25 protein-coding genes and 1 pseudogene are annotated in these 26,215 nt (G+C 39.6%); 9 read left to right on the top strand and 17 right to left on the bottom strand.

What is annotated here, in order from left to right; all coding sequences use genetic code 11:
- Window positions 1-76 precede the first annotated feature (76 nt).
- From IEE83_RS08360 to IEE83_RS08335, 6 genes and pseudogenes are all read right to left on the bottom strand, one after another.
- Window positions 77-2,149, bottom strand: a complete 2,073-nt coding sequence (locus IEE83_RS08360) for an alpha/beta fold hydrolase (RefSeq protein WP_194120145.1) — start codon at window positions 2,147-2,149, stop codon at window positions 77-79.
- Between the two features lie 41 nt (window positions 2,150-2,190).
- Window positions 2,191-2,538 carry a hypothetical protein gene (locus IEE83_RS08355; RefSeq protein WP_194120144.1) on the bottom strand — a complete coding sequence of 116 codons (348 nt, stop codon included), beginning with the start codon at window positions 2,536-2,538 and terminating at the stop codon, window positions 2,191-2,193.
- A 179-nt stretch (window positions 2,539-2,717) separates the two neighbouring features.
- Window positions 2,718-5,495, bottom strand: coding sequence for a tetratricopeptide repeat protein (locus IEE83_RS08350; RefSeq protein ID WP_194120143.1), 2,778 nt, complete (start codon window positions 5,493-5,495; stop codon window positions 2,718-2,720).
- 433 nt (window positions 5,496-5,928) lie between these two features.
- Window positions 5,929-6,138: a recombinase family protein gene (locus IEE83_RS08345; RefSeq protein WP_194120142.1), complete on the bottom strand. Its 210-nt coding sequence runs from the start codon at window positions 6,136-6,138 to the stop codon at window positions 5,929-5,931.
- A 12-nt stretch (window positions 6,139-6,150) separates the two neighbouring features.
- Window positions 6,151-6,369, bottom strand: a pseudogene (locus tag IEE83_RS08340) (recombinase family protein); the annotation flags it as partial.
- A 112-nt stretch (window positions 6,370-6,481) separates the two neighbouring features.
- On the bottom strand, window positions 6,482-7,087 hold the full coding sequence (locus IEE83_RS08335) for a master DNA invertase Mpi family serine-type recombinase (protein WP_194120140.1): 606 nt from the start codon (window positions 7,085-7,087) through the stop codon (window positions 6,482-6,484).
- A gap of 411 nt (window positions 7,088-7,498) precedes the next feature.
- On the opposite strand from IEE83_RS08335, the gene IEE83_RS08330 reads away from it, so the two are divergent.
- From IEE83_RS08330 to IEE83_RS08320, 3 genes are all read left to right on the top strand, one after another.
- Window positions 7,499-7,915, top strand: coding sequence for a winged helix-turn-helix transcriptional regulator (locus IEE83_RS08330; protein ID WP_194120139.1), 417 nt, complete (start codon window positions 7,499-7,501; stop codon window positions 7,913-7,915).
- 101 nt (window positions 7,916-8,016) lie between these two features.
- Entirely contained in the window at window positions 8,017-8,763 is a 747-nt protein-coding gene (locus IEE83_RS08325; RefSeq protein WP_194120138.1) for an SDR family oxidoreductase, read from the top strand.
- A 507-nt stretch (window positions 8,764-9,270) separates the two neighbouring features.
- Window positions 9,271-10,155, top strand: coding sequence for an NmrA family NAD(P)-binding protein (locus tag IEE83_RS08320; protein ID WP_194120137.1), 885 nt, complete (start codon window positions 9,271-9,273; stop codon window positions 10,153-10,155).
- A 60-nt stretch (window positions 10,156-10,215) separates the two neighbouring features.
- Here IEE83_RS08320 and IEE83_RS08315 read toward each other — a convergent pair whose 3' ends face one another.
- Together IEE83_RS08315 and IEE83_RS08310 are read right to left on the bottom strand one after the other, a co-directional pair.
- Window positions 10,216-10,650, bottom strand: a complete 435-nt coding sequence (locus tag IEE83_RS08315; RefSeq protein ID WP_194120136.1) for a hypothetical protein — start codon at window positions 10,648-10,650, stop codon at window positions 10,216-10,218.
- Between the two features lie 26 nt (window positions 10,651-10,676).
- On the bottom strand, window positions 10,677-11,270 hold the full coding sequence (locus IEE83_RS08310) for a TetR/AcrR family transcriptional regulator (RefSeq protein ID WP_194120135.1): 594 nt from the start codon (window positions 11,268-11,270) through the stop codon (window positions 10,677-10,679).
- Window positions 11,271-11,515: 245 nt separating this feature from the next.
- On the opposite strand from IEE83_RS08310, the gene IEE83_RS08305 reads away from it, so the two are divergent.
- From IEE83_RS08305 to katG, 5 genes are all read left to right on the top strand, one after another.
- Window positions 11,516-12,451: an alpha/beta fold hydrolase gene (locus IEE83_RS08305; protein ID WP_228101728.1), complete on the top strand. Its 936-nt coding sequence runs from the start codon at window positions 11,516-11,518 to the stop codon at window positions 12,449-12,451.
- 42 nt (window positions 12,452-12,493) lie between these two features.
- The gene (locus IEE83_RS08300; protein WP_194120134.1) at window positions 12,494-13,354 is read left to right on the top strand and encodes an alpha/beta fold hydrolase; all 861 of its coding nucleotides are present in this window, start codon (window positions 12,494-12,496) and stop codon (window positions 13,352-13,354) included.
- Window positions 13,355-13,460: 106 nt separating this feature from the next.
- Window positions 13,461-14,141, top strand: coding sequence for a metal-dependent hydrolase (locus IEE83_RS08295; RefSeq protein ID WP_194120133.1), 681 nt, complete (start codon window positions 13,461-13,463; stop codon window positions 14,139-14,141).
- Window positions 14,142-14,278: 137 nt separating this feature from the next.
- On the top strand, window positions 14,279-15,094 hold the full coding sequence (locus tag IEE83_RS08290; protein WP_194120132.1) for an alpha/beta fold hydrolase: 816 nt from the start codon (window positions 14,279-14,281) through the stop codon (window positions 15,092-15,094).
- Window positions 15,095-15,298: 204 nt separating this feature from the next.
- Complete coding sequence (gene katG / locus IEE83_RS08285; protein ID WP_228101727.1) at window positions 15,299-17,656, top strand: catalase/peroxidase HPI; 2,358 nt, start codon at window positions 15,299-15,301, stop codon at window positions 17,654-17,656.
- A 303-nt stretch (window positions 17,657-17,959) separates the two neighbouring features.
- Here katG and IEE83_RS33550 read toward each other — a convergent pair whose 3' ends face one another.
- From IEE83_RS33550 to IEE83_RS33545, 6 genes are all read right to left on the bottom strand, one after another.
- Window positions 17,960-18,160, bottom strand: coding sequence for a recombinase family protein (locus IEE83_RS33550; protein ID WP_194120131.1), 201 nt, complete (start codon window positions 18,158-18,160; stop codon window positions 17,960-17,962).
- 188 nt (window positions 18,161-18,348) lie between these two features.
- Window positions 18,349-18,780: a hypothetical protein gene (locus tag IEE83_RS08275; protein WP_194120130.1), complete on the bottom strand. Its 432-nt coding sequence runs from the start codon at window positions 18,778-18,780 to the stop codon at window positions 18,349-18,351.
- Window positions 18,781-19,477: 697 nt separating this feature from the next.
- Window positions 19,478-20,269 (bottom strand): type IV secretory system conjugative DNA transfer family protein, encoded by a 792-nt coding sequence (locus IEE83_RS08270; protein ID WP_228101726.1) that lies wholly within the window; start codon window positions 20,267-20,269, stop codon window positions 19,478-19,480.
- 20 nt (window positions 20,270-20,289) lie between these two features.
- Window positions 20,290-20,649 carry a YWFCY domain-containing protein gene (locus IEE83_RS32880; RefSeq protein WP_228101725.1) on the bottom strand — a complete coding sequence of 120 codons (360 nt, stop codon included), beginning with the start codon at window positions 20,647-20,649 and terminating at the stop codon, window positions 20,290-20,292.
- A gap of 11 nt (window positions 20,650-20,660) precedes the next feature.
- Window positions 20,661-21,059, bottom strand: coding sequence for an NAD(P)-binding domain-containing protein (locus IEE83_RS08265; RefSeq protein WP_194120129.1), 399 nt, complete (start codon window positions 21,057-21,059; stop codon window positions 20,661-20,663).
- A gap of 397 nt (window positions 21,060-21,456) precedes the next feature.
- The gene (locus IEE83_RS33545; RefSeq protein ID WP_369009352.1) at window positions 21,457-21,831 is read right to left on the bottom strand and encodes a YceI family protein; all 375 of its coding nucleotides are present in this window, start codon (window positions 21,829-21,831) and stop codon (window positions 21,457-21,459) included.
- A gap of 526 nt (window positions 21,832-22,357) precedes the next feature.
- Between IEE83_RS33545 and IEE83_RS08255 the strand changes: the two genes are divergently transcribed.
- Window positions 22,358-22,960, top strand: coding sequence for a DUF1579 family protein (locus IEE83_RS08255; RefSeq protein ID WP_194120127.1), 603 nt, complete (start codon window positions 22,358-22,360; stop codon window positions 22,958-22,960).
- 288 nt (window positions 22,961-23,248) lie between these two features.
- Here the strand turns inward: IEE83_RS08255 and IEE83_RS08250 are convergent, their stop codons facing one another.
- From IEE83_RS08250 to IEE83_RS08240, 3 genes are all read right to left on the bottom strand, one after another.
- Window positions 23,249-24,211, bottom strand: a complete 963-nt coding sequence (locus tag IEE83_RS08250; RefSeq protein WP_194120126.1) for a virulence RhuM family protein/type II toxin-antitoxin system death-on-curing family toxin — start codon at window positions 24,209-24,211, stop codon at window positions 23,249-23,251.
- An 80-nt stretch (window positions 24,212-24,291) separates the two neighbouring features.
- Window positions 24,292-25,422: a site-specific integrase gene (locus IEE83_RS08245; RefSeq protein ID WP_194120125.1), complete on the bottom strand. Its 1,131-nt coding sequence runs from the start codon at window positions 25,420-25,422 to the stop codon at window positions 24,292-24,294.
- Window positions 25,419-25,883: a helix-turn-helix domain-containing protein gene (locus IEE83_RS08240; RefSeq protein ID WP_194120124.1), complete on the bottom strand. Its 465-nt coding sequence runs from the start codon at window positions 25,881-25,883 to the stop codon at window positions 25,419-25,421. Before IEE83_RS08240 ends, IEE83_RS08245 begins: the two co-directional genes overlap by 4 nt.
- Window positions 25,884-26,215 lie beyond the last annotated feature (332 nt).

The raw sequence follows: 26,215 nt of genomic DNA, 5'->3' as shown, positions 1-26,215 counted from the left end.
CGTTTTGTCGCAAATTTAGTTAATATTTGCGACAAACCTTTTCTGATAACTAAAAAAAAGATATTAGTACGTTCCCCTATTCTACAACGATTTTTTTATAAAACTCAATTTTGCCAGAATTTACTTTCAAAAGATATAATCCGGGTTGTCTACCTAAATTTAGGAGAATCGGCTTTCCACCTAGGTTTCGTTTCATGCTACTTATTTCTTTTCCATTGATATCAGTTACCGTAAAAAGCAAAGGTCCTGTCAGAGGACTGGTAATTTGAAAATTGCCATCAGAAGGATTAGGGAAAACGATAGTTTCGTTTTGGATACGGTCATCTTCAAGTCCTGTAATGGTAAATACATCTGATTCAGTACTACAATCGTTTTGCGTAACTTTTACTGTATACGCACCTGCTCCTACCATGTTTAAAACTTGACTAGTTTCACCAGGTAATGGCATTCCGTCGTGGAACCATTGGTTACCGGTTTGAGAACTGGACGACAAACCGCCTTTAAGTACCAATATTTCAGGCTTAGAAGGCCTGGCTTTCACATCCAATTTAAACGTGTTAATTGATTTTTCCGCTATCCCGCATTTTTTTCCTTCCACATAATAAGTCCCTGCCTTATCTGCTGTAAAGGATGGTCCGGATCCTACCAGTTTATCGTTATAATACCAGTTATAGGAATCATAGCCCACATTATTAATTTTTAGCGCTACCGACTCACCATCACAGACCTGACTAGTCCCCTGGCTTGCCAGAACCGGAAGTTCCGGCAATGTGCAAAACGAAGTAGAAAATTTGTAAGGGACAAAATGTAAAGAATAGCCAGTTGATGCACCCGTGGAACCATTTATTCCAATATAATATACACCCGAATCTTTGATTTTTGTAGTCGGTACACTGGCTAAGTTCTGGATCATATACCCTTGCCCATCTATGAGCTGCACTCCTCCATCCTTACCAAGATTAGAATTAAAACTTAATATGCCTCTTTGAGGAAGCGTAATTTTGTACCGATCGTAATCCAGGTCAGTACTGCTCAAATGGGGAGTTAAAAAACCCCTATAACTTCTATCAGGCTGAATGTCATAAGCTAATTCCAGCTCGGAAGGCTCATCCAGTGCATATTGGTTCTGAAAAACTTCTTCTGGCAATTTGGTATGCCACACCAAATCAAGGGTTTGATTCTTTGAGGCATCCGCATAAAAAATTTCCCCTTTTAACGGGGTGGCATATTGAATATTAAATAAGTTGGCACTGTAAGCGCTTACAACGTCATCGTCGTCTGTCCCCAAAATACCCAATAAGCTTTGTCCACCAATGCCTATAATACAAGCGAAGTGAAGGCCTGTATAATTATCTTTTTGATTTAATCCAATAATGTAATTAATCATACCATTACAGTCAACATCTTTATTACCATAGGAATTTGATACCGCGGACTCATAACCACCTTTTAAATAAATACTTGTACTATAATCCCTCAAATCTCTTACTGCTTCTGAAAATTCATCTGCCCCAGTAAAAGCTTTTCGTAAATTCAACAACGAAGCATTGCTACCAAAATGGGGGGTCCCCGAGGTAATCAGTTTGGCCACATGATGCTGGCTGTCATTCATGCGCCAGTTGATAGGATTTTGAAGATATTCACGGATTGCCAAACCACCCATACTATGACCGAACAATACAACTTTTTCAGCTCCTGTTGCACTTAATATTTTTTTGATTGCTAAACCTACCGCAAATCCCTGTTTGGCCACTGCAGCCTGATTGCTTTGGAAACCGACGGCATCCACATCAAAATTTATTACGAAAACGTCATTATCAGGATTCACATAAGAAACTTTGTCCAATACATCACCGTACCTGGGGCCTGTATTGGCCCGCTCAATTATCGAAGTATTGTTGTTATAGTCTGCATTCAACATAAACTCTATTAGGCTGCCAGCACCAGCTCCCTGCCGGATGTAATCAATATCAACATTTAAATTTTGTGATTTTAAAGTGAGCAGCTCATTGTACCAGGTTTGATCCGAGCCTGTCCACCCATGTACAAATAAGATCGGGTAAGGCGTGTTTCGTTTGCTTTGGCTATGTGCTGCATAACAGATGATGACCGCAAGAAAAGTAAATAGAAAAGTAAATTTTATTTTCATATGAAGGGGAAAGAAAAAAATCAAATAGGTAAAATGCAGACTTAAAAGGACAAACTGGCATAATCAAGAATTTGTCCTACTACTTCCCTTCTTGCTTGGGGATTGCGCCAAAGTTTTGTTTCAACAATAGTAATATAAACCTCGGGTAAAATTAATAGGTTGTCGATAAAACCGGCGTTCGTACTTACTTCCCTACCGTTGGAAATTGCGGGTGCAAAGCCTGATCCAATACCAGCAATGGGAAGAATACTCGCATTTTCATGTATTAACTTCTGTATCCAGCTATCTGCTAACTTATTATTGTAAAAAGGAATTTGTTCAGCATCACTTACCACGCGATTCTTTATCAGCAGTTGTCGCCCGCTTTGTCTGTTTCCTTGCGTGATCATTATTTTTTAAAGTATGGGCTGATAAATTAATATTCCTTAAATAATGAAAGTGCAGTAAGGCTCTAATAATTATACATAATTCGATTTATTCTAGTAATAATTAATTTTCATGACTATTACTAAGAAATTTGATTTCAGGAAAATAACATTTTAAACAGTAAATATTTCCTATTCTTGAGCTATAATAGATCGACATAGAAATCAAGTAAAGACTGACAGTTAATTGTATGTGGATGATTTTCAGGAAGGTTTCCTTTGAAAATTTCAAGAGATTGATTCAGCAACTGAATTGCTCCTTCTTTATCTCCATTAGATCCAAGAATCTGTGCCAGAAGCATCTGACGTTGAGCAACCATACTATGATTTTTACCATAATAACGAATAGCGGTTGCTATTGATGTTTCAGAATGAGAACGAGCACGAATATAATCGCCTAAGCGATGATAAATTACAGCAAGGTTATGTTGACGAATTGCGATAGCGGGATGATCCTTGTCCAGGTGAAGCATATCAATTTCTAGCGCTCTTTCCATCAATTCCCGACTTATTCCAAATTCGCCAAGCATTTCTTGTATACCCGCCAAATTGGATAAGCGTCGAGATATCCCCGCGTGATTTTGACCGTACTCAGCGATGTCTGCTGTTAAGGCTTCCTGTAAAAGATTTTTCGCCATGAGAAGTTCACCTGAATCTTGATAAACAATAGCTAAGTTAGATTTAAATTGTGTTAATCTTGGATCCATCTCTTCAAAATGCTGCTTACCTTGCTCTAATGCCTCTTCACCGACTATTACAGCTTTATCGTATTCACCCAGGTCTCTATAAATCAATGACAAGTTAGATTTTGCAATACTCGCCTTTGGGCCAGAATCGTGAACCTGAAATATAGTAATTGATCTTATAATTAACCGTTCCGCCTTCCGTGCGTCTCCGAAACGTCGGTAGTATGTCCCTAAATTATTGTAAAAATTTCCGACCTTCATATCCTGAAAATGAACTGGCAAATTATTTTGAAGAGCGTCTGCATAGGGCAGCAGATAAAAAAACTTGGTGAAATCTGTTTTAACATTAATATGCAGAAGCTCTGTAAATGTCTCAATTAGACTCGATACCGCAGTAAAATCAATTTCACACTGGTAATGAACCGTATCCTGAACCATCCTGTGTATACTATATAAAGCGTTTCCCTCCTTGTCCTCCACTCGCTTCAACCAACCTTTTGTCTTTAATTCTTTTAATGCCTTCATAAATGACATATCATCATCCATTCTAAGCCAATTAACGAGGTTATTTACGGAAATCGGTTGGGGTGGAAGTACTGAAAACACTTGTAAAACCCATATTTGATAATCAGTCAGATTTGCTATGGCGAAAGTTGTCAGCAAATGTTCGTACATCGTGGCATCTTTAAGGTCCCAATGGCTTACGTTAATTATTTCTTTCATTCGTCTATCATCTAACTGCCTGCTTTGCAGCTTTGCAATTACTTCCTCAAACCTGAGATTACTATCGCTCGTCGCCATCGTTTTTGCAATGAGTTCAATAGTAAGAGTATGAAAATCAATTTCTCTTAACAGAATATTGAGATTTTCAGATTCTGTGTCTGGAACAGGTTTTCCATAGTAATCGTTAAATAATGCCGCGGCATTTTCATCAGAAAGTCGATCGATCTCAATGCTTTTAAAAGAAAGGGAAAGACGAGAAGTAAGAATAATTTGCCACCTTGGATGCTGTGGCAACAATTTTTTTATATTTTCGACGTCCTGCTCCACATTATCTATTACCATCAATCCTGCTCCATCCACCCGATGAAACGCTGAAATTATTGCTTCAAATTTCTTTTCAATTGTTTCTTTGCTATTCTTTAATGTATCAAATTGCTGGTCTATATAAATTGTATCTATAAAGGCATCCCGGATATTTTTATTAATACAATTAATCCATACAATATGCTGAAAATCGTGCTGATTTTGATTTACAAAGGTACGTGCCAGACTGGTTTTCCCTATTCCACCCAGACCATTTAGTAGCACTGGCCTCTGGTGAATAAATAACTGTTCTTTCAGCACTTTTAATTCTTCATCTCTGCCCAACAGAGTACCGATTTGGGGTATTTCTGTAATATAATTGGCAAACGGATGATTACTTAACAAACTTTTGTAGTTCTGGCTATTACTTTTCCTATCATTATCTTGTGATAAAAGCAAGGTGAGGTTCCTTCGAATAGCGTTCATTAAGGCCGTGTCATTAGCGTTTGGGCGGACTACACTGGTATGGTCATCCTCCGTTCGCACAACTTCATAATCGTCCTTTGTCCTACCATCTATTGCTATCGCTGAAATTGGCCCTATAATATTATCATATATTGCATGAACATACACTGTCCTTGGAAGCGTGTCTTTATATTCAATCCATTGATCATGCATTCCATTGAGCTTTTGATTCAATGGAGTTAAATTTTGAATCTGAGGATTTTCCAAAAATAGCTTTCCGAAAGTTGCCATTTCGGCCCCTCTATGAGGTACGGCCAGTGAAATGAATAATTTTACAGAAGTCATCCCATTTTCTATAATCTCATCTAAAATGAATGATTTTGCAACAAGCCCACCCATACTGTGAGCAATAAAGACGATGCGCTCATAATGGATTAGCTGATTATCTAATTCTGATTTCAGCAGTTGGCCAATACTCTCAATGTTTATATTGAACTTTCCTTTTCCTGCTGTCCCCAAAAGTGAATTAATTGCATTCAGTGGTTTTTGCAAGACATCAGAAACCTTCGTAAAGTAGTCAAAAGTGGCAATATCGTAATTCTTTCCAATACTCTCATCACCTGTTAGATAAGTTAAAATAGTATTGGCTTCATCCTCTCTAAACCATGTAGTTAACCCTCCAGTAAAACCATGGATGAATACAATGAGGTTAGGTTGGCCTCCGCTATTTATAATATGTAACATGTGAAGACTAAGTTTGGCTATAATACATTTAGATATTCGAACACAGATATGGCAATTGTCCAATCATTCTAACCAATAAGTTTAAGGATTAAAATTTATACAATATCCTTGAAGGGAACGAATCAAAGATGATAAAAAATTGGAAGAACTGAAGTCAGCAATTCGGAAACATTTAAGTATTGACGAAAGATGGAAGTCCATTCAAGAAACAACAAATATACCGATGATGAATGTTTGAAGTCAGTTACCAAAAGATTATTATCATTTTGTAAGGCTGGGTATTTATTGATGCTGACCCGTACTAGGCTGTGTCACCCAGTCTTCTCAAAGGGGTTCTAATGTAAGTGATTTTGTTAAAAATTTTGTCATTTACCGATCATAAATACAAAGCTATAATTTTTTGATTTTTTTACAGTTACCCTCTCTTTGATGTTTATACCCTCATGTCTAAATAATTGTAAAGCGTTGCCTTGGTTCCAACCTTCAACTGCTCACAAATCTGATTGGTTGTATATTCTTTGCTTAAATAGAGAGTTGCAGCCAGGCCAGCAAGCTCCTTTGATTTTTTGGTTAACCCTTTCGGTCTACCTCCTACCTTACCCCTTGCTCGCGCAGCTTCCATGCCGGCCACGGGCCGCTTCATCAAGATCTCTCTTTAATTTTCAGCAAAGACTAAGCTAAGCATATACCAAAGCCGAACCATTTTTGTAGAGGTATCAATCACTCCAGAAATACTCAAGAACTCCACTCCCAGTTCTTTCCACTCCACCATTAATTTGATCAGCTCATAGGTTGTCCTTCCAAACCGGTCAACTCTCCAAACCACAATAATATCTCCTTTTCTTAACTCGCCAACCATTTTCATATATTCCGGTCTTTGCTTAGAAGCCCTGAAAACTTTTTAATGAAACACTTTCTCGCAACTGTAATGGTTAAAACCAATTCCCGAATTTAGCCAAAACGAATTCAGGAATTCGCGGTATTTGTTAATCTTCTCTGAGCTTCCTGCTTTTAATATAGTTTTCTACTGTTAAGCGGTTAACGCCTAAAATCCTGCCGATTGTAGAAACAGCGACTTTCTTACCTAATAATTCCCGGATCGTATCATCTTTACCAGTCAGTTTAGTTTGCTTGGATAGCGCACCAGCCGGACGGCCCACAGACAGCCCTTCACTTTTCATCCTGGCCATTGCCTCCTTGGTGCGCTGCGATATCAGGCTGCGCTCGATCTCGGCAGAAAGAGAAAAAGCAAAGGCCAGCACTTTGGAGGAAATATTATTGCCCAGTTCATATCCTTCTTTAATGGCATATACCTTGCTTTCTTTCTGCATGCAAATATGCAGGATGCTCATGACCTCCATCAGGTTTCTGCCTAAGCGGGAAAGCTCACTGACAATTAATATGTCATTTTTCTTTAAACCGGTTAAAACGCTCCCCAGCTTACGATCTTCCGAGCGCTTGGTGCCACTAACCGTTTCTTCAATCCATTCGTCCACATGGATCTTTTTACCGGCTGCGTATTTCAGAATTTCATAGCGTTGGTTGACGACCGTCTGTTTGTCTGTAGAAACGCGGATATAGGCATAAATCATAGCAAAAAGCAGAAAGTTAGGTTAAGGGCATAATTTGGTATTTATTTATACAATTATACTATAAAATTAGGGTATAATCTACCACCTTAAAAATAGCTTACTTAAAGGGACCTTTTTTATAATAAACTGCAACTGAATTGCCACATTCTAAAACAATGACACTGAAGCCATCTTGAATTATTCAAAAAAACAATACTGCGTAAAAGTTTGTGGGATTTGTTTACTGATGCCACAGGCTATCTATTCTGCATGTAGGTGGTATGGTAGATATAAAAGCTCCTATTCTGCCAGGTTGCTTAAATACCTGTAATGCTATTATAATATAGTCAACAAGCTATCTTATACGTCTTAAATTTAATGAAGGAATAAAATTAACTTGCATAATACAAGTTAATTTTATTCCTTTGTATTATGAAAGTAATTAAACAGCGTTCAGACTGCCCTATCAGTTTTACATTGGATTTTATAGGAGATAAGTGGACACTACTAATATTAAGAGATATCATGTTGTATGATAAGTCAAGCTACAATGAATTTCTTAAATCAGACGAAAAAATAGCGACTAATATACTGGCAGACCGTCTCGAAATGCTTCAAAACTGTGGTTTTATTATGGGTAAAACTTCGGCTCATAAAAAGTCAAGAACGGTGTATTCCATGACAGAAAAAGCCATTGACCTCGTACCGCTAATAATCGAATACAACATTTGGGGAGCAAAATATAACAGCACCGGTAACCCTGGGATCATGGATGAAATCCTGGCAGATAAAAATGGCACAATCGAAAAATTCCAGAATAAATTAAGAAACAGTGATCTGAGTAAATAAAACGACTATCCGCATATGGCATTAAAAATATTAAATGAAAATATACCGTTTGGTATATTTAGTCTTTTGAATAATAAACATGTACTTAATAAATAAAACTTATGAAAACTAATGGTAACACAATCCTGATCACCGGCGGAGGTTCCGGGATAGGTTTTGAAATTGCAAAAGAATTTTCTGAAAACAATCATGTAATCCTAACCGGCAGGACAGATAAAAAACTGCTTGAAGCCGCGTCTCAGTTACAAAATGTGACAACGGTCACAATGGATGTTACGGATGAAAAAGACATCGAACAGCTGGCAGAATATCTGGCCTCAACATTTCCAAAGCTAAATGTGCTGATAAATAATGCAGGGATGGCCTATGCATACGACATGACGGTCCCAGGAATTGATGCTCATCAAAAGGCGTTTGAAGAGATCAACACCAACTATCTTGCAGTTATTCGGCTTACTGAAAAACTGTTGCCTCTACTCGGTAATCAACAAGAAGCAGCCATTGTAAATGTATCATCAGTAGGTGCATTTGTTCCTGGGAAAATTTTATCTACCTATTCTGCGAGTAAAGCTGCGCTTCATTCTTACACACAAACTTTACGACTTTCTCTGGCCAATTCTGGTATCAGCGTGTTTGAACTTATGCCACCGCTGGTCAATACTGAGTTTTCAAAGGAAATAGGTGGTGAGCATGGAATTCATCCGCAAGTAGTTGCCCAGGATCTCATGAATGCATTTATTGATGACAATTTCGAGATACATGTAGGCCAGACCGCCGATCTTTACAAACTGCATCTTTCATCGCCTTCGGATGCTTTGGCAGTTATGAATAATTTTTTAGGCAGTTAAGCATTGGTAATTAAAATGCATATGCGGTAATTGCGCATACCACTTTTACCCGTGCTTTCGGGAAAGATAAAGCCGCGAAACCTTCAATTGACTGGAAGTCCTATATCCCGATGGGTTTTGTTACGCACAGCAAACGCCAGGTATTTTATTTTGACAAAAACGGATTAATAAATCGCCATGATTACTGGCCGGAAATATTATGAGGTACATCACCTATGCAGATTATAGAAGACCATAAGGTATTTGATGGAATCGTTCTTAGCACCAAACGCAGGGGTCTACATAATAAATGATGATGACAATAATAACCTGATAAATCCTGTCTTGGTTTCCCTCGACATATCGGGTGCTGGCTTCATGTAAGCGCTGTTACATCTCTCTGCCATTTTAAAAGCAGAAGCCGGACTCACCCAAAACTACACTGAAAATACACTATGAATTAAGGCTGTCAAAAGCTTGGATATTAAATATTTTTAACTAAAATATACCAATCGGTATAAAATAATCATGAACACAAAAGAGAAATTCCTGGTGACAGGTGCAACAGGCTACACTGCAAGTTATGTTATCCCATTACTGCTGGAAAAAGGTGTACACGTAAGAGGTTTGGTCCATAAAGTTGATCAGCGTTCTGAAAAGCTGGCTGAAATGGGCGTTGAAATTGTTCAAGGCGATCTGAACGATTTTTATGAAGTAAGCAAAGCTTTGAAGGGGATTACAGGGGTGTATTTCGTTTACCCGATCCTGACACCGGGTATCCTGGCCGGAACAACTTACCTGATACAGGCTGCCCGGGAAGAAGGTGTACGTAATATTGTCAATATGTCACAAATCTCAGCCCGTCGTGATGCGAAGAGTAACGGTGCCAGGGAACATTGGCTCGCCGAACGTCTTCTGGATATTTCAGGAATAAAAGTAACGCATATCCGTCCAACCTTTTTTGCGGAATGGCTGATTTACAGCGATACAATAAAAAAACAAGATCAGGTTGTACTTCCATTTGGTGAAGGGCGTTATGCCCCTATTGCAGCCGAAGATCAAGGTAGGGTCATCGCAGAACTGCTGATAAATCCGGATGGTCACGAAGGCAAGATATATCCGCTTTTTGGCCCAACCGAATATAATGTGTTTGATCTGGCAGACATCCTCAGCGAGGAATTGGGAAGAAAGATCACTTATGAGCCTATCAGTATCGAAACCTATCAAACTGAAGCAAAAAAACAAGGATACCATCCGCACTTCATACAGCATGTATCCAGTGTTGCACAGGATTGCAGAAACGGATTATTTGCCGGAACGAACACCGCTGTAAAAGATATTACAGGCAGGGAGCCAATGGGTATCCGGGAATTTATTCAAAAGCACCGTTCTAATTTTGAAGAAATCAATTAGAAAAAATAACCTTAACAGGTACAGATGGCCGGAAGCAAATTCCGGTCATTAGTACTCTAATTAATTATTAGTTACGATATTACCCAGATTGTTCTTTTGAAGCTCCCACATATCTTCTGGTATCATATCCTTCAAAAGCTCATACATGGCTGATCGAAAGAGCGTAATTACCGGATAAGGTTTAAACGCCACCGACCGGTATTTAATCTTGCCTTCTTCGTCATCGACAATTAACTCAAAACTAACGAGTTTATGGCCGTCAATAAAGCCTTCCCAGATCAATACGGTTTCATTACCTTGCTTAAACTCATGTGTGAATTTTCCGTCACGTACTGTTGTAGAGGTTAGCATTACTTTAGATACCATCTCTTTGCCAACAACTTCTCTGGTAAATATCGGGCTCGAGAAAACGACATCTTCTGCAAGAAGCGACTGCAACCCTTCCAGGCTTGCACCGGGCGTTTCTTTAAATTCCCTTAACGGATGCTTGTTCATATCGAATCATCTAAAAGTCTTCTTTTTTAAATTTCCCGTGTTTGCTCGGTAAGCTCTCTTTTCAAAAGGTTGATCAGCACTTGCATTTGCGTGATATTCTGGGATACACGCGCCACAAGAATACCCCCCTCGACCATTGCATAGGCCTTTATAGCAAATTCTTTATAATTCCAATCAGCGTTGAAGGCTCCGGTTTTAACCCCTTCTTCCAAAATATCGATCATATATTGTTGAACAATGCAGATCGTTTCGTATACCTTATTCCTGATCACCGGGCTTGTATCATCTGATTCCATCCCGAAATTCATCATAGGACATCCACCCTGTACTGGCGGGTTTAGTGGGTCACCCAAATAATCCAGCATTCCAAAAAATTTTGCCTTTGGGCTATTGAACTTTTCGGTTTCTGCTGATACTCTATCTATAAACTGCTGAAGGTTCCAGTCTACGGCACAGTAAGTTAACTCTTCCTTATTTTCAAAATGCACGTACAAGCTTCCTTTCGCCATTTGGGTGGCCTGCATAATATCGCTTACGGCAGTGCCTGCAACTCCTTTTGTATTAAATAATGGCGCTGTCTTTTCAATGATATACTGACGGGATTTCTCTGCCTTACTCATAATTCATTCTTTTTCTGCAAAGTTATTATCAATTTGATCTATCACAAATATTTATGAACATTCGTTCATTTTATTTTAATTTTCTCCAAATTTTCGCATTCTGTTTGGAAATGAACGATCGTTCATTTAGGTTTGTATTGTCGTTAAGGTCATGACAAAAATCCGGATAACGCAAAAACAAAGTGAACGATTTAAATCCGCATATGGGTGTGATCAGCCTTCTTGCGATTAATTAAAATAATTATATGAAAAGGAATGAATTTTTAAAACTGGGCACTATTGCTACTGCCGGGCTGGCATTACTTCCGAAAAGTAACCTGATAGCTTCGGTGCCTTCCAAAATAATGGCAAAGACCGTTCCGACCAGTTATGTTTTGGTGGATGGGGTTAAATTCGCTTACCGGAGATATGGTAAGAAGGTGGGAATCCCGATGGTATTCACTAATTATCTGACAGGCACCATGGACAACTGGGACCCTGCCATTATTGACAGTCTGGCTCTTAACCGTGAGGTGATCATCTTTGACAACAGAGGCGTCGCATCCTCTGAAGGAAAAACTCCTGACACCATCGCTGCCATGGCTAAAGATGCAGCAGCATTTATTGATACGCTTGGCCTGCATAAGATTGATCTTTTCGGTTTTTCAATTGGTGGTATGGTTGCCCAGCAACTTACCATTGACCGTCCGGAGCTGATAAGAAAGCTGATTTTGATTGGTACCGGCCCAAGAGGAGGAGAAAGAATGGCAGATTACTCAACGCATGTATGGTCGCTTTTTAAAAAGCAATATCCACACCCGGATGAACTTCTGTTGGATACATTTTTCACCCCGACCGCAAAAAGCCAGAAAGCCGGCTGGGCATACCTGACCAGAATCCGTTCAAGACCGGACAAGGAGCCGGCATTAACTGACCAGGTCGTACCGGCTCAGCTTTCTGCCATTTTTGCCTGGGGGAAATTACAAGAGCATAGTTTTGATTACCTGAAAGGCATCAGACAGCCCACGCTTATCATCCATGGTGATCAGGACATTATCTGTCCGGCAATAAATGCAGTTACGCTAAAAGAAAACCTGCCGAATGCCTCATTGATCATTTTTCCTGATGCCAATCATGCACCGCATTTTCAGTATCCCGAATTGTTTTTAAGCCAGATTAAGCAATTTATGACCGGGGTCTAAAGGTTTCCATTTAAAAAGCTAAAATCCAAAAACATTGAAATCATGAGTTCATACACCACATTGACCGTACCAACCTCTTTTGCAGACGTTAATGGTACTAAATTCGCTTATCGCCGATTTGGAAAGGCAGGAAAACTTCCCCTGGTACTTTTCCAATATTTTACCGGTACGCTTGATAACTGGGATCCAGCCGTACTAGACCCATTATCCCAGCAGCGTGAGATCATCATCTTTAACAACCGCGGAATCGCAGGTTCCGAAGGAGAACCACCGCATACCATTGCCGAGATTGCCAGAGATGCAGAAGATTTCATCGAAACTCTTGGCCTTACCCGGATCGATATCCTTGGATTTTCTATGGGTAGTTTTGTTGCTCAGCAAGTCGTTTTAGACAAGCCTGAGCTGGTAAACCGTGTAATACTTGTCGGCTCTGGCCCGAGAGGTGGTGAAGGTTTAGAAACTTTTAGTCCGGAAGTTTGGGCTCTGTTTGATAAACCTTACAATCAGCCTGATGAATTATTGTTGGATACTTTCTTCGCACCGACAGAAACGAGTCAGTCGGCCGGCTGGGCATACTTGGAAAGGACACGTTCACGTACCAAGGAACACGACGGCTCCCTGAGTGACAAAGTGGTTCCATCACAGCTAGCTGCAATCTCAGAATGGGGCAAAGTCCGCGCCGGTTCTTCCGACTACCTGAAAGAGATTAATCATCCGGTACTTATCGTTAATGGAAAAAGAGATGTAATCTTTCCGACCATTAATAGCTATACGTTACAGCAGCAACTGCCGGATGCCCGTCTCATCCTCTATCCGGATTCGTCCCACGGTTCACAATTCCAGTTTCATGAAAACTTCGTTATCCAGGTAAATCTTTTTCTTGACGAGATTCCTGCAAGATAAGTACCCCTCCTGAAACAGATTTACCGGTTGATATGATTAATTATATACCAACCGGTATTTTAATTAAGTATTTGGACATGATATTCTAATAAAACATCATAATAAAATGAAGCTAACTTATTATGGCCATTCTTGCTTTTCTGTAAATGCAGGTGGCAAAATCCTTCTGTTCGACCCCTTCATAACAGGTAATGAGCTTGCCAAAGATATTAATGTAGAAAGTATTAATGCCGATTACATTTTAGTATCACACGGACATTTTGATCATACGCTCGATGTTGTTACCATAGCCAACCGAACTGGGGCCAAAGTCCTTGGTGTCTGGGAGCTTTACGAGCATTTTACCAAAGCCGGTTTAAAAAATGTGCATCCGATCAATCCTGGCGGGCAGTTCAGTTTCGATTTTGGAACAGTAAAATCTGTGTCAGCCAACCATTCAAGCAGTTTTCAGGACGGAACTTATGCGGGCGTCGCTGCAGGATTTGTAATTAAAACCGAAGATGGCAATTTTTATTACAGTGGGGATACTGCACTCAACCTGGATATGACGCTGATTCCTAAATGGGCTAACCTTGATTTCGCTATTCTGCCAATAGGCGACAACCTGACCATGGGAACGGATGATGCTGTTGAAGCTGCTAAAATGATAAAAGTAGACAAGGTCCTCGGCGTTCATTACGACACTTTCGGCTTTATCCGGATTGACAAACAACAAAGTATTGACAAATTCAGACAATCCGGTATTCAACTTCATCTACCTGCAATCGGGAAGACTGTTGATTTATAATCGATATGTCAGATTACAAAAATGACGGTACACCCAACTCAGTTTCTATTAATATCAAAAAATCGAAGTGCTTATTCCGGATTCAGATTATCATTGTTAATCCGGATCAGTTTTTACAATTAAACAAAATAATAAAGATGAAAACAACAATAATGTCACTACTGTTTTTAATTTCATTTACAGTAGTCCTTTTCGCTTGCTCAAATGATGATGACAGTAAGCAGCCAGGCAAATCAGTAACATATGTTTTGGTACATGGCGCCTGGCAGGCCCCTTATGTATGGGATAATGTAAAAGCTTCCCTGGAAAAAAATGGACATCATGCCTTGGTAGTTGAGCTGCCTGGCCATGGTAATGATCAGACTGCGCCACAACACCTCAGCATTGACGTATATAGAGACAAGGTAATTGAAACGCTAAACAAAATTGATGGCAAAGTGATTCTTGTCGGCCATAGCCTTGGCGGTATGGTCATTTCCGCTGTTGCTGAAAAAGTACCAGCCAAAATTCAAGAACTGGTTTACATCGGTGCTTATCTTCCTTCCAGCGGTCAATCGCTACTTGATCTGGCAAATACAGATGCCGATGCACTTTTAGGTCCGTCACTCAGACCCTCAACAGATCAGTTAACACTTGACGTACTGCGTGATAACATTACCAATATCTTTATTCAGGATGGCACCGATGCTATAAAAAATCTGGTTTTGAAAAACTATCGGGCCGAACCGGCTATTCCATTTACCAACAAAGTTGTGTTGACCAGTGGAAATTTTGGTTCTGTTAATAAAATTTACATTAAAACACTTCAGGACCATGTTATATCGCCGTCGTTACAAGGTCGCATGATTAGTGCGGCTGGTATTAAAAATATATTTCAACTAAATACCGGCCACTCACCTTTTCTGTCTAAACCGGATTCTGTAAGTACCCTGCTGATAAACATCGGTCATTAATTTATTCCAATTGGTTCGCTGCCAGGGGAATGAAACGGACTCCTGGTGCGAACTACATATTGTTCAGCTGATTGAATAAATCAGCTGAAACAGGTAGTTTTTAGCTAGTTAATGCCCTCCATCTACCAGAACAAAGAGATTCTGGAACCAGGAATTTTCATTCCAAAATGAACACTATTTATTTTCTGATCAAATAAAATAACAATGGAAAGCAATTTAACTGACATGGGCAAATGCCCTTTTCCACACGGAGAAACATATCCAAAAGAAAGCAGCGCGTCCGTGGGCAACTCAGCTGATACCGGTAAATGCCCGTTCCCACATGAAGCACTAAAGCAAAGTGTACCCACTGCTTCCAGTGGTACGAAAAACAAAGATTGGTGGCCTGATCAATTAAAACTTAATATTCTACGGCAAAATCATCCGGGATCAAACCCAAGAGATGAAAATTTTATTTATTCACAGGCTTTTAAGACGCTTGATCTGGAAGCAGTTAAAAAAGATCTGCATGAGTTAATGACAGATTCACAAGATTGGTGGCCTGCGGATTTTGGACATTATGGAGGTCTCTTTGTTCGAATGGCATGGCACAGTGCAGGCACTTACCGTATTACGGATGGCCGCGGCGGTGCAGCACAGGGTCAGCAACGCTTTGCACCTTTGAATAGCTGGCCAGATAATGTAAGTCTGGATAAGGCCCGCCGATTGCTTTGGCCCATTAAACAAAAATATGGCCGTAAAATCTCATGGGCTGACCTGATAATACTCGCTGGCACTATTGCCCTTGAATCTATGGGCCTTAAGACAATTGGTTTTGCTGGCGGGCGCCAGGATGTATGGGAGGCTGATGAAGCTGTATACTGGGGTGCGGAAAAAAACTGGCTTGGTGGCGATGTCCGTTACAAACACGGCTCCAAAGGTGTAAGTAATGGGCATGGAGTATTGGTAGCTGACGACAATGCTGACGGCCATATCCATGAACGCGACTTACAAAAGCCACTTGCCGCAGTTCAAATGGGACTTATTTATGTTAATCCGGAAGGTCCTGACGGTAATCCCGACCCGCTTGCATCAGCAAAGGACATTCGTGAGACATTTACCCGAATGGCACTAAACGATGAAGAAACGGTAGCTCTGATTGCCGGTGGACACAGTTTCGGTAAGGCACATGGGGCTGCATCTGCTAAGCATGTAGGCAAAGAGCCGGAAGCAGCAGGCATGGAATCTCAGGGTTTGGGCTGGTCCAATAGCTTTGAATCCGGTAAGGGACCGCACGCTATTACCAGCGGGCTAGAAGTTACCTGGACCAAAACGCCTACCCAATGGAGCAATGATTTCTTTGAACACCTTTTTGAATATGAATGGGAATTGACGAAAAGTCCGGCAGGAGCTTTTCAATGGGTGGCCAAAAATTCTGAGAATGTCATCCCAGATGCATTCGACCAAAATAAAAAACATGCTCCTGGTATGTTAACCACGGATGTGGCCCTGAGAAGTGACCTGGAATACGAAAAAATTTCTCGTCGCTTTTACCAGAATCCTGACCAATTCGCCAAAGCATTTGCACGTGCATGGTTCAAGCTGACCCATCGCGATATGGGACCCCGCGAACGCTACCTGGGAACAGATATTCCCACCGAAGAATTTATATGGCAGGATCCTATACCGAAGATCGATCATGTATTGGTTGATGATCAGGATATATCAGACCTTAAATTACAGCTTCTGAATTCTGGTTTAACTATTTCGCAATTAATATCTACTGCCTGGGCTTCGGCATCTACTTTTCGTGGAGGCGATAAACGAGGTGGCGCTAATGGTGCCCGTATCCGGCTCGCCCCTCTAAAAGATTGGGAAGTCAATAATCCGGCTCAGTTAATTCATGTTCCAAATGTGCTTGAAGGCATCCAAAACAAGTTCAACAGTACACAAAAGGCTGATAATAAAAAGATTTCACTTGCAGACATCATTGTTCTTGGCGGAGCAGCAGGAATTGAACAAGCGGCAGATAATGCAGGATTATCTGTAATAGTCCCTTTTAGAGCAGGCCGTACCGATGCATCCCAAGAACAAACAGATATTGAATCTTTCCATTACCTGGAACCGGTTGCTGACGGTTTCCGGAATTATCAACGTGCTGGTTTGGATGTTCCTTCCGAGTACCTTCTGGTGGATAAAGCGCATCAATTGACTTTATCTGCGGCTGAATTAACGGTGCTGGTCGGTGGGTTGCGTGCCCTGAATGTCAATTACAACGGAGTTAAACATGGAGTATTAACTTCCAGACCCGGGCAGTTAACAAATGATTTCTTTATTAATTTGCTTGATATGGCAGTACAATGGAAACCTGTGGGTGACAGTAAACTTGTTTATGAGGGTTATGACCGTATAACCAATGAGGTAATTTGGACCGCGACCCGCGCTGATCTGATATTTGGTTCACATGCCGAACTCAGGGCCATAGCAGAAGTTTATGCCGAATCAGACGGGAAGGAACACTTTATACAAGATTTCGTAGAAGCGTGGAACAAGGTTATGAATCTGGACCGGCTAGTTGAATAAATTTGATCTATATAACGAAAATGGGCCGGTTAAGCCGGCCCATTTTCGTTATATCCAGAGCCAGTTGACTAAAATAACTATTTTACTTTAAAGAAACTTCAAAAACTAAGACATTTTTCGTTCCATGACCAACAAACGGTGTCACCATTCGCTGAATACAGGCATTGTTTGGTATAAATAAATGATAGCTATGTGTTGAATTTATGCCAAAAGTGTTTAAACTCATCATCTTTTAACTTTATTAGAAACTTATATGGATTCAAGTATTAGAAATCTGGAAGGGCTAAACGCAAGTGTTATTTTTTAAGCATTGATGAATCTCCAGACAACGATGACATCCCCTTTTAGAAGCTCCGAAATCATCCTTATATATTCCGGTCTTTGCAATGAAGCTCCGGATATCTTTTCATGATATGTTTTCTTACAACCTGCCTTCTTAAGCGCATCAAATTGCAGATCCTGGTTCTGCTTGGTCTTCGAGACCCTGATGTATCCAATTACCATTCCAAATAGTACAGTTTAACGTGCCGCTTCGCAGTATACGGTAATTTGTTTTGGTGTACCACTATAATGAAATTTCAATTTAGCAAAATCGGGCATTTTAGGAACCAAAAGGGAAGAAAAATGGAAAGGTGCTAGAGTACACTTATACCACCGTTTTCTGATACCTATACACTCGGGACTGTACAATGTCACTTTTTTGTTAGGGGGATGATCATATCAATGCCAAAATCTTGGTCGTCATATTTCAATAACATATCTAAGGTTAGAGTTGTTGACTTCAACGTCCCAATACCCCTATATCGAACAATTTGCCCGTTTCCAACTTCGCGAAATGAATTAAAGCTAAAGCTATCGGACGAAGTCAAAGTAATTTGGTCAAATGTATAACTATCCACATAGTCTTCAAATTTTCCATCCAGGCTTTCAAAGTGTTCATTTACATTAATGTGCAGTGACTTCTCAGTTGATCTACTTATCTCATAAGTAGCGAAATAAACTCGGTCATTTGATCTTTGCACGTCTGTCTGCCACGTCCCGAGAAAATTATCGGTAGCATCCGGTTCGTTTGAAGAGCAGGAAATTGCAAGTATCCCTACGAATAATAGAAGGATTCTTCTCATGATCGTTCTTATATTAGTTATTATGTGAATAACGTTGATCTATAAATGTAATTATAATCTAAATAAATCAAAAAAAGATCTAAGATTTGCTTGGCTGTAACTACCTATCCACGCTAAAAGTAAATAGACACCGCAATCAAATTTGTTAAACGGTCGTTGAGAAAACTTACTCTAAGAACAAATTGTTTAATTTTTCTTCTTAGCGGTCGTAAGTCGTTGTCTTGAAGTTATGGATTCTCTTAAAACTGTACTTGCCAAACCGATTAATGTCCTTAAAATGTGCAGGTTATAAAATCGAACCGAGTTGTTGGAGCATCATTTCGCCGACAACATATTCTTCCTAGTGTAGTTGTAGATAATTTGCAGTTGCTATACTGTGTTCCAGATCAGGAAATATTGTTCACTTTTGTTTACTAATCGTTATCGAAATATCCTTTGTATATGGAATCAGAAATCCGGTATACGGAATGTTGAGAAAATTACTTTGCTCCCAAAAAGGCATGATGGTTTCGCTTTCAGGAAGCCCAATATAATCAAAATTAAGGCATTGTACAGTTGTTCAAAATAACTGGTAACCGTGAAATAATTCATTGATCAAAAGTTACTAGATAGAAAAGGGTGCTGCTTTAGACCTCGAATTGTTATCGAAATATTTATGTGTTTGCTCTCCAAATGAGCTAAAAACGACGTTAGTAAACTATACTTTTAGATTTGACTTCTCAATTGTTAACGACCATTGAGAAGTCAAATCTAAATTTGTGTTCAGGTTTCCAACTACTTTTTCTGCCCGAAGGATTGTAAAAAGTTTATCATAGGGAACCTGCATGAGCTCAATCACATGAGGCAGCGTGCAGTACTCTCCGTCTTGATACCGCCGTAAAAACCAGATGATCGCTGTAAGAAAGTTGATGGGTGATTCTACGAAAAAATCGCCTTGTCTTTTGATCCATTCCCGGTTTAGTCCCATTAGAATGGTGCGGGCTGATTCGGCGGCATCTGTAATATCCAGAAGGCTCTTTGGATCCAGCGGATTACAGCGGTGCGTTCGCGCAAGATCATCAAAATTGATCACATAAAACTTAGGTACAATCTCGTAGGCGTCCTGATTATTCAGCCAGGTGTTGTAGGTAATAACAGTGAGATCATCGAATTTGAAGTCGTACACAAACATAGAAAATCCCTTTTTGATGTGTTGGGTGATCACATGGCGGATAACGAAATAACTCTTCCCTGCACCCGGCGATCCCAGTACTAGAAGGCCCCTAAACGGATTAATAATGTTAATCCAGCTACTGTGAACTTTGTCCTTTAAATGATAACGGGCAGGAAGATTAATCGAAAACTCGTTCTCTAACAGCCGCTGCTCCTGAGGAAAAGTCTCGTTTTCCTTATTAAAAATATCTTTGGTGTTCATCTTTAAATGAATCACCCGCGACAGCAGTGTTCCGCCCGTCAGCACCAGGCAAAATCCGCTGGTAGTGATCAGCATATAAGACATTGAAATCACAATCAGATCGCTATCACTACCAACAAAAACTGGCTTATAAAGTAAAGAAACGTTCCGACAGCGATAACAACGAACCCTTTTTTGACACTAAGGTTCTCCTCCTTTTTCCCCTTCGCTCCCATCAAAGAAATCAAAAGGAAGCCCAGCGCAATCAGTTTAGTCCTGTTAAATCCGTTGAAAAGACCGGTCCTGTAAATATTGGAAAGTATACGGTCGCTGAATACGGAAGACAATTTCCAGTGAGCGAATACACCATAAAAAAAATAATAAAAATGTAGCGCCAGAATCAGAATGCTGATGAGCCTTGTCATGTCCGTAATCCTATGCAGCGCCTGCTGATTTTCTCCGGTTTGTGAAGCCATGTTACGGTTGTTTAAAGGTGATTACTGATACTTTTGTTCTTTCTTTTCTTCTTTCTTCGCAGCGCAAAGGGCAGTGAACCGTCATCTTTAATTGGATCAAGTAATGAATCCAGCATTTCATATCGTCCGTTGTGCTCACCGGAATCATGCTCAAAAGATGCCACCTGATCTCTCCTTTTGAAATATTCTGCTTCGTGAGGAATCTTACGATTTGCCTGCTGCTGCCCCTTTTCCTGGCGGGAAGTTTGGCCCAATGTCGCCTGCCTGCACCGCCCCAAATCCTCAGAAAGCCGGTATAAAGAATGAGGGCCTCTGCTATTGCTAATAAGTACTGTTAAACCACAGTGTGTAAACCTCCTGGCTAAGGCTTTCGCAACCCTACCAGCTCCAATGATTCCAATTGCTGCCATATCAACCAATATTAAAATAGTTTGAAGCTTCTCTTCCAATACATTTTTAACAGAAGCGCTTGTTTTTACACCTGTTCGGTCGATGTTTTACCTATACAAATTGTAATCTTTAGCCGGCAATTGTTTCGTTCAAAAGGTGATCATTGTAAACCTTTTCGTTTCTAGCAGCCATCAGGGCATCAGTCAAACCCTACCAGCAAGAGCTTGTCTTTTTTTTAATCAAAAATAGTCATTTGTAAATTTGACTTTCGCTCTAACTTAGCTAACCTCAGGATAAAAAATTAGTGTTTTTGACCTCTGAACGAGAGAATTAATTTAAAATATTTTATTCAACTGGATCTCGGCATTGAATTTGACCTTATCTCCTAACACAATACCGGCTAATTGCGAAATAGAATCACAACTTAAGCCGTATGCTTCGCGACTTATTTCCCCAAATAACGAAAAGTCGATTTTTGTTACTCCATCCGGCGCAACCGTTTTTTCCGTTAAATTCAATCGTAATATCCAATGATTTGGTTATATCTTTAAGTGTCAAACTGCCTGTCAAATGACCTTTGTTATTAAGACTCCCGAATTTCTTACCAACAAATTTAAGCGACCTGAATTTTTCAACGTTAAGGAAGCTTGGAGACTTTAGCAAGTTGTCCCTTTGCTCATCATTAGTGTCCAGACATGAGAGATCAGCGTTGAATAAAACGCCGTAAAACTTGGTAAAATCATCATCCTCAGTTGCAATCTCTAGATAAAATTTTCGCAAGTACCCGGTCAGATCTTCAAAGACAAATTATGACACATTAAAAAGTACTTCGCTTGTCAGCGGATCCGCCTCCCACTTCGTTGTTGCCATGGCAATTTGCATTTAGTATTACCTTAATATAAACTGGAATTCAAATATCCAATTTGTAGTTAGTGAAATAAATGGCTGGACCGAGGGAAATGATGTACAACTTGACTATTACAAGATATTTTAAAAGTGCCGTTTTTTAGAAACGCCGTTGATTTAGATAGAATTAATATAGTAACTTATGGAAACTTCTATATAGCATTGAACCACTGTACAAGGAAAATACATGTTAAGCAATTAATCTTAACTTGGTATACGATTTTTGTTAACCGCATATTTTTATAATTTGTTAAATGTATCCGTGACTTTTTGTGGTAGCTCACACTCCTTGATCTACTTTGTCAAAGCTCTGTTTTAAATAATAAAGTGAACATACCTATTATTAAATTTAACTATGACCAGACCTAATACCTTACAATCTCTTGAACGGATTTTTTCTAAATTTGAAATAGTGGTAATCTTTGTTTTACTACTTTCAATAACGACGACTTTCGCCCAATTACCTTCCAATGCAAATAAACAGGGTAATACCAAAAACGAAAATGATATCATGACGCGGATGCTTGATTACTCTGGGCCTAGTGAAAACCACGCGATTCTGGATCAGCTAGCAGGCAAGTGGAATTTTATGGATCCAAAACGCTCGTTTATAAAAGGTACACTCAGCAGGAAACCCATCTATGACGGTCGTTTTTATATCGTTGAAATCACAGGCGGTAAGTTACCGCTTCCGGTTGGTAACGGAAAAATGAAAGATGGCAATTATCAAAACTTGCAAATCGAAGGTTACGATAATCCAAAAGCAAAGTTTGTTACAACTTCAGTTAATAATCACATTGGCAGCGATATTGAAATGCAAATCGGATCTTTTAATAAAGAAAAAAATACTTTTACATATGAATGGGAAACTGAGCTGGTTCCTGGATTAAAGAAAACCAACACACGGATATTACGGATTGTTGACAAGCAGCACTATATAGAAGAATATTTCGAAATGCAAGACGGCCGTCAAGTCAAGATTAGAGAATTAGATTATGCCAGGTCACCAGAGTAAAGACAATTTTTAACCCAACTTGGAACTCATTTTTAAGTCAAATAATCAGTCTCCTGGCCTCATAAAGCTCGAATCAAAAATGTTAAGTCGAAATAAATGCTAACCCAATTCTTGGGCAGCTAAAATTCAAAAACCGAGACTGTATTGAGGGCCTCCCAATTCTTGGACAACTAAAACTGGAAAATCGGGTTTACATTTTCCTCTTTTTTCACCAAATCACAATCTCATACATTAAATAAGTAATTGGCAACTATACTTGGAACATCGAATTTAAGAAATTCGAATAAGCTAACGATTCCTGTTTAAAACACTTATAATTAGCTTTTTAACTGTGCCCATTTCCTCTGGTTTACTTGCCGCAGCAAAAAGAGTCAGACTTGCCAGTGCTTCATTACTTATGATCATAAGTCCAGATTTTGTTTTTAAAATATTGTTATTTTCTAAAAAAAGTAAAAAGCAGGCAGCAGCAATTCGCTTATTCCCATCAACAAATGAATGGTTCTTAATAATCAGATAGAGTAATGTAGCTGCTTTTTCTTCAATTGAGGGATAGAAGTCGATATCGCCAAATCCTTTACTGATTTGTGCAACGGAGCTCTGAAAGCTATCATCCTTTTCCCTGCCAAAAATATCTGAGTCGAAATCTCTTCTCATACTCTCGATGATATTTCGGTAATCCGATAAATCCGGAAACTGTGCCTGGCGTGTTGTAATACCCTTTGAATCCAATTTTTCATGATCGTAATCGTCTAGTAATTCAAGACCTTTGGCGAATTGGTCGAGCAATGTTAGATCGGCATCGCCTATTTTTGTTACAATTGCCCGGCTTAGTATCCGAATTCCATCCTTCAGGGTCTGTACTTCTTGTTGCTTTTGATTCAAGCGTTTCTCGTTAATGGCATACCCCTGAACCAGATAATCTTTTAAACGCTGTGTGGCCCACTGCCGGAATTGAGTTCCTTGCTGTGATTTAACCCGGTAGCCAACTGATATTATTACATCAAGATTATAGTGATCTACCTGGTAAACCTTACCGTCTGCTGCAGTTGTCGCAATATTTGCGACAACTGCACACTTCTCTAATTCTGCTTCAAGAAATACATTGTTTACATGCTTACCTATTGTTTTCACATCACGACCAAAAAGGTCAGCCAATTGATTCCTATTGAGCCATACGGTTTCTTCTCCAAAATTTACCTCAATTTGAGTCTGGCCATCACTGCTACGATATATTTCTATTTGATTTTGCATAAAGCTGAAAAGGTTTGATCTTAAAATAAAAAAGGAAAACAATTAATGATGGATCAGATAAAATTGATGCTCAGGATAATTTAAGCTACCGATAGCCAATTCTTTCCAAAATCCAGCTTGATTCTGTGTGACGCATCTCTTTTGAGTTTGTCAACAATTTTCACATAGATCATCGTTGTTTTGATATCACGATGTCCCAGTAATTTAGAGACCGTCACAATGTCTGTCCCCAGAACTAACTGAAGTGTAGCAAATGTGTGTCTAAAACAATGGAATGTGATATGTTTATCTATCCCTGCTGTCTTAAGCCAATCCGGAAGTATATTGTCTACATTGTGATACTTCAACCCTTTAAAAACTTTGCCATCTCCCTTTTCACCAAGCAATCCATAAGCTTGATCTGAAATCGGTAAAAACTCAGCACTTCCTGTTTTATCGGTTGAAAATTGAATAAAGTAATTTCCTATCGAACCTCTTAATTCCTTCCATTCAAGCGAATGAATATCTGAGAACCTCAATCCGGTCAGAGCGGAAAAAAGGGACGCTTTCCTAACTACCTCAGATTTACACGGGGCGTCTGTAAGATTTTGCAATTCGTCAAGGAACAAGAACTCACGGTGTGTATCTTTGGGAGAGATGCTCTCGACGATTTCACCCAGATTGCTTGCTAAGAAGCCTTTTCTATATGCTTCTTTAAGCGTGGCCCTGAATTTTGCGAAATAACTTACGGCCGTGTTTTTGGAAATCTTTCTTCCTCTCCGGCCAATGCCTGGAGCCGACAAAAGATAATCAGCATATTCTTCACAAAAGGTTTCGTTTATATGCGGGAAAAGAAGTTTCTCACCAGCAAAACTCTTAAAATAATTCACTGACATTCGCCAGTTCTCAGCATTCCCCGTTTTTCGCTTGGCCCTTTGATCTTCAAAAAAACTAACAAAATCGCCATTGAGCATCCTGCTCGATAAAAAATCAAACCGCCGGTTTTGAACTTCCAGCTGCCTTCTAGCACGGATGGTTTCAGCCAATTCGATTGTTTCCCTGTTATGTGCTCTTTCAAGCTCGGTCTTAGGCTTATTATAAATGTAAATTTTCAAATAATGCTTCCGGGTCAAAATTCCTGTGTCAGGATGTACCACAGGCGGGTACATATCAAGAAATAATGAACTTCTTCCCTTCCCAATTACCTTTCTTCTTAAAGTTACTTTACTCATTTTCCTGCTCCTTTTGATAAACGATATGCTTTCTCAATGTGCTTTTTGGAAATATAAATCTCTTTCCCTTCCTGAAATTTGGGAATCCGCCTCCTATTAACCATGCTATACACTGAGTCCCGAGACACACCAAACAAGGTGGTAATCTGTTCAACCGTGTAGCAATTTGCCTTTGTAAGGGGTTCTTCAATTAATTCAACTTTTTTTACGGGCTTAACGGCTAATTCTGGTAAAACGAAAAGCTTCTGAATTTCACTCCGTAAAATCCCAGTCTTTCTTTGACTAAGATTGACTGCGTTTAACCTGCCGGATCTAATCATTAGATGTATTGCCTTTGTCGAGCAACCTAAAACGAAGGCAGAATCTTTAACTGTTAGGAATTCTTTATTGAGAACCAAATTCTTAGGTTCGTCCCTCAGCGCCTGAGTCTTTTTGTCACTTTCCAGAATCTTAGTTCTCATGATTTTTTGCTTTGCATTCTTACGTCGAAGCTTATAATCACGCTTTGCACACACGTCTCCACAAAACCGCGTTACAGTCGTTCTGGCGGTGAATTCTTGGTCGCAGTGCTCGCAGATTCTTGTTATACTAATGTTGGAACTCATAAGCGCCAATAAGGTTACCTAAGGGTAAATAAGATGATTTAAGGGTAAATAAGGGAAGTAATCTCTCCCCTATTTGTTACCCTCAATATTTTCCAAATCTTGAGGGACAAATGAGGGACAAAAATGAAAAAATCTACGTAAAAATCCAAAAAGAAAAGGTTTGAAAATTTCGCCTAATTGGCTAATTT

This window comes from Dyadobacter subterraneus, assembly GCF_015221875.1.
Classification (GTDB): domain Bacteria; phylum Bacteroidota; class Bacteroidia; order Cytophagales; family Spirosomataceae; genus Dyadobacter; species Dyadobacter subterraneus.
This window is presented reverse-complemented; position numbering and strand designations above follow the sequence as displayed.

Coding starts and splice junctions, on each gene's coding strand:
- IEE83_RS08360 (WP_194120145.1), bottom strand. CDS start 2,149: ATGAAAATAAAATTTACTTTTCTATTTACTTTTCTTGCGGTCATCATC.
- IEE83_RS08355 (WP_194120144.1), bottom strand. CDS start 2,538: ATGATCACGCAAGGAAACAGACAAAGCGGGCGACAACTGCTGATAAAG.
- IEE83_RS08350 (WP_194120143.1), bottom strand. CDS start 5,495: ATGTTACATATTATAAATAGCGGAGGCCAACCTAACCTCATTGTATTC.
- IEE83_RS08345 (WP_194120142.1), bottom strand. CDS start 6,138: ATGAAGCGGCCCGTGGCCGGCATGGAAGCTGCGCGAGCAAGGGGTAAG.
- IEE83_RS08335 (WP_194120140.1), bottom strand. CDS start 7,087: ATGATTTATGCCTATATCCGCGTTTCTACAGACAAACAGACGGTCGTC.
- IEE83_RS08330 (WP_194120139.1), top strand. CDS start 7,499: ATGAAAGTAATTAAACAGCGTTCAGACTGCCCTATCAGTTTTACATTG.
- IEE83_RS08325 (WP_194120138.1), top strand. CDS start 8,017: ATGAAAACTAATGGTAACACAATCCTGATCACCGGCGGAGGTTCCGGG.
- IEE83_RS08320 (WP_194120137.1), top strand. CDS start 9,271: ATGAACACAAAAGAGAAATTCCTGGTGACAGGTGCAACAGGCTACACT.
- IEE83_RS08315 (WP_194120136.1), bottom strand. CDS start 10,650: ATGAACAAGCATCCGTTAAGGGAATTTAAAGAAACGCCCGGTGCAAGC.
- IEE83_RS08310 (WP_194120135.1), bottom strand. CDS start 11,270: ATGAGTAAGGCAGAGAAATCCCGTCAGTATATCATTGAAAAGACAGCG.
- IEE83_RS08305 (WP_228101728.1), top strand. CDS start 11,516: ATGAAAAGGAATGAATTTTTAAAACTGGGCACTATTGCTACTGCCGGG.
- IEE83_RS08300 (WP_194120134.1), top strand. CDS start 12,494: ATGAGTTCATACACCACATTGACCGTACCAACCTCTTTTGCAGACGTT.
- IEE83_RS08295 (WP_194120133.1), top strand. CDS start 13,461: ATGAAGCTAACTTATTATGGCCATTCTTGCTTTTCTGTAAATGCAGGT.
- IEE83_RS08290 (WP_194120132.1), top strand. CDS start 14,279: ATGAAAACAACAATAATGTCACTACTGTTTTTAATTTCATTTACAGTA.
- katG (WP_228101727.1), top strand. CDS start 15,299: ATGGAAAGCAATTTAACTGACATGGGCAAATGCCCTTTTCCACACGGA.
- IEE83_RS33550 (WP_194120131.1), bottom strand. CDS start 18,160: ATGGTAATTGGATACATCAGGGTCTCGAAGACCAAGCAGAACCAGGAT.
- IEE83_RS08275 (WP_194120130.1), bottom strand. CDS start 18,780: ATGAGAAGAATCCTTCTATTATTCGTAGGGATACTTGCAATTTCCTGC.
- IEE83_RS08270 (WP_228101726.1), bottom strand. CDS start 20,269: ATGCTGATCACTACCAGCGGATTTTGCCTGGTGCTGACGGGCGGAACA.
- IEE83_RS32880 (WP_228101725.1), bottom strand. CDS start 20,649: ATGGCTTCACAAACCGGAGAAAATCAGCAGGCGCTGCATAGGATTACG.
- IEE83_RS08265 (WP_194120129.1), bottom strand. CDS start 21,059: ATGGCAGCAATTGGAATCATTGGAGCTGGTAGGGTTGCGAAAGCCTTA.
- IEE83_RS08250 (WP_194120126.1), bottom strand. CDS start 24,211: ATGCAAAATCAAATAGAAATATATCGTAGCAGTGATGGCCAGACTCAA.
- IEE83_RS08245 (WP_194120125.1), bottom strand. CDS start 25,422: ATGAGTAAAGTAACTTTAAGAAGAAAGGTAATTGGGAAGGGAAGAAGT.
- IEE83_RS08240 (WP_194120124.1), bottom strand. CDS start 25,883: ATGAGAACTAAGATTCTGGAAAGTGACAAAAAGACTCAGGCGCTGAGG.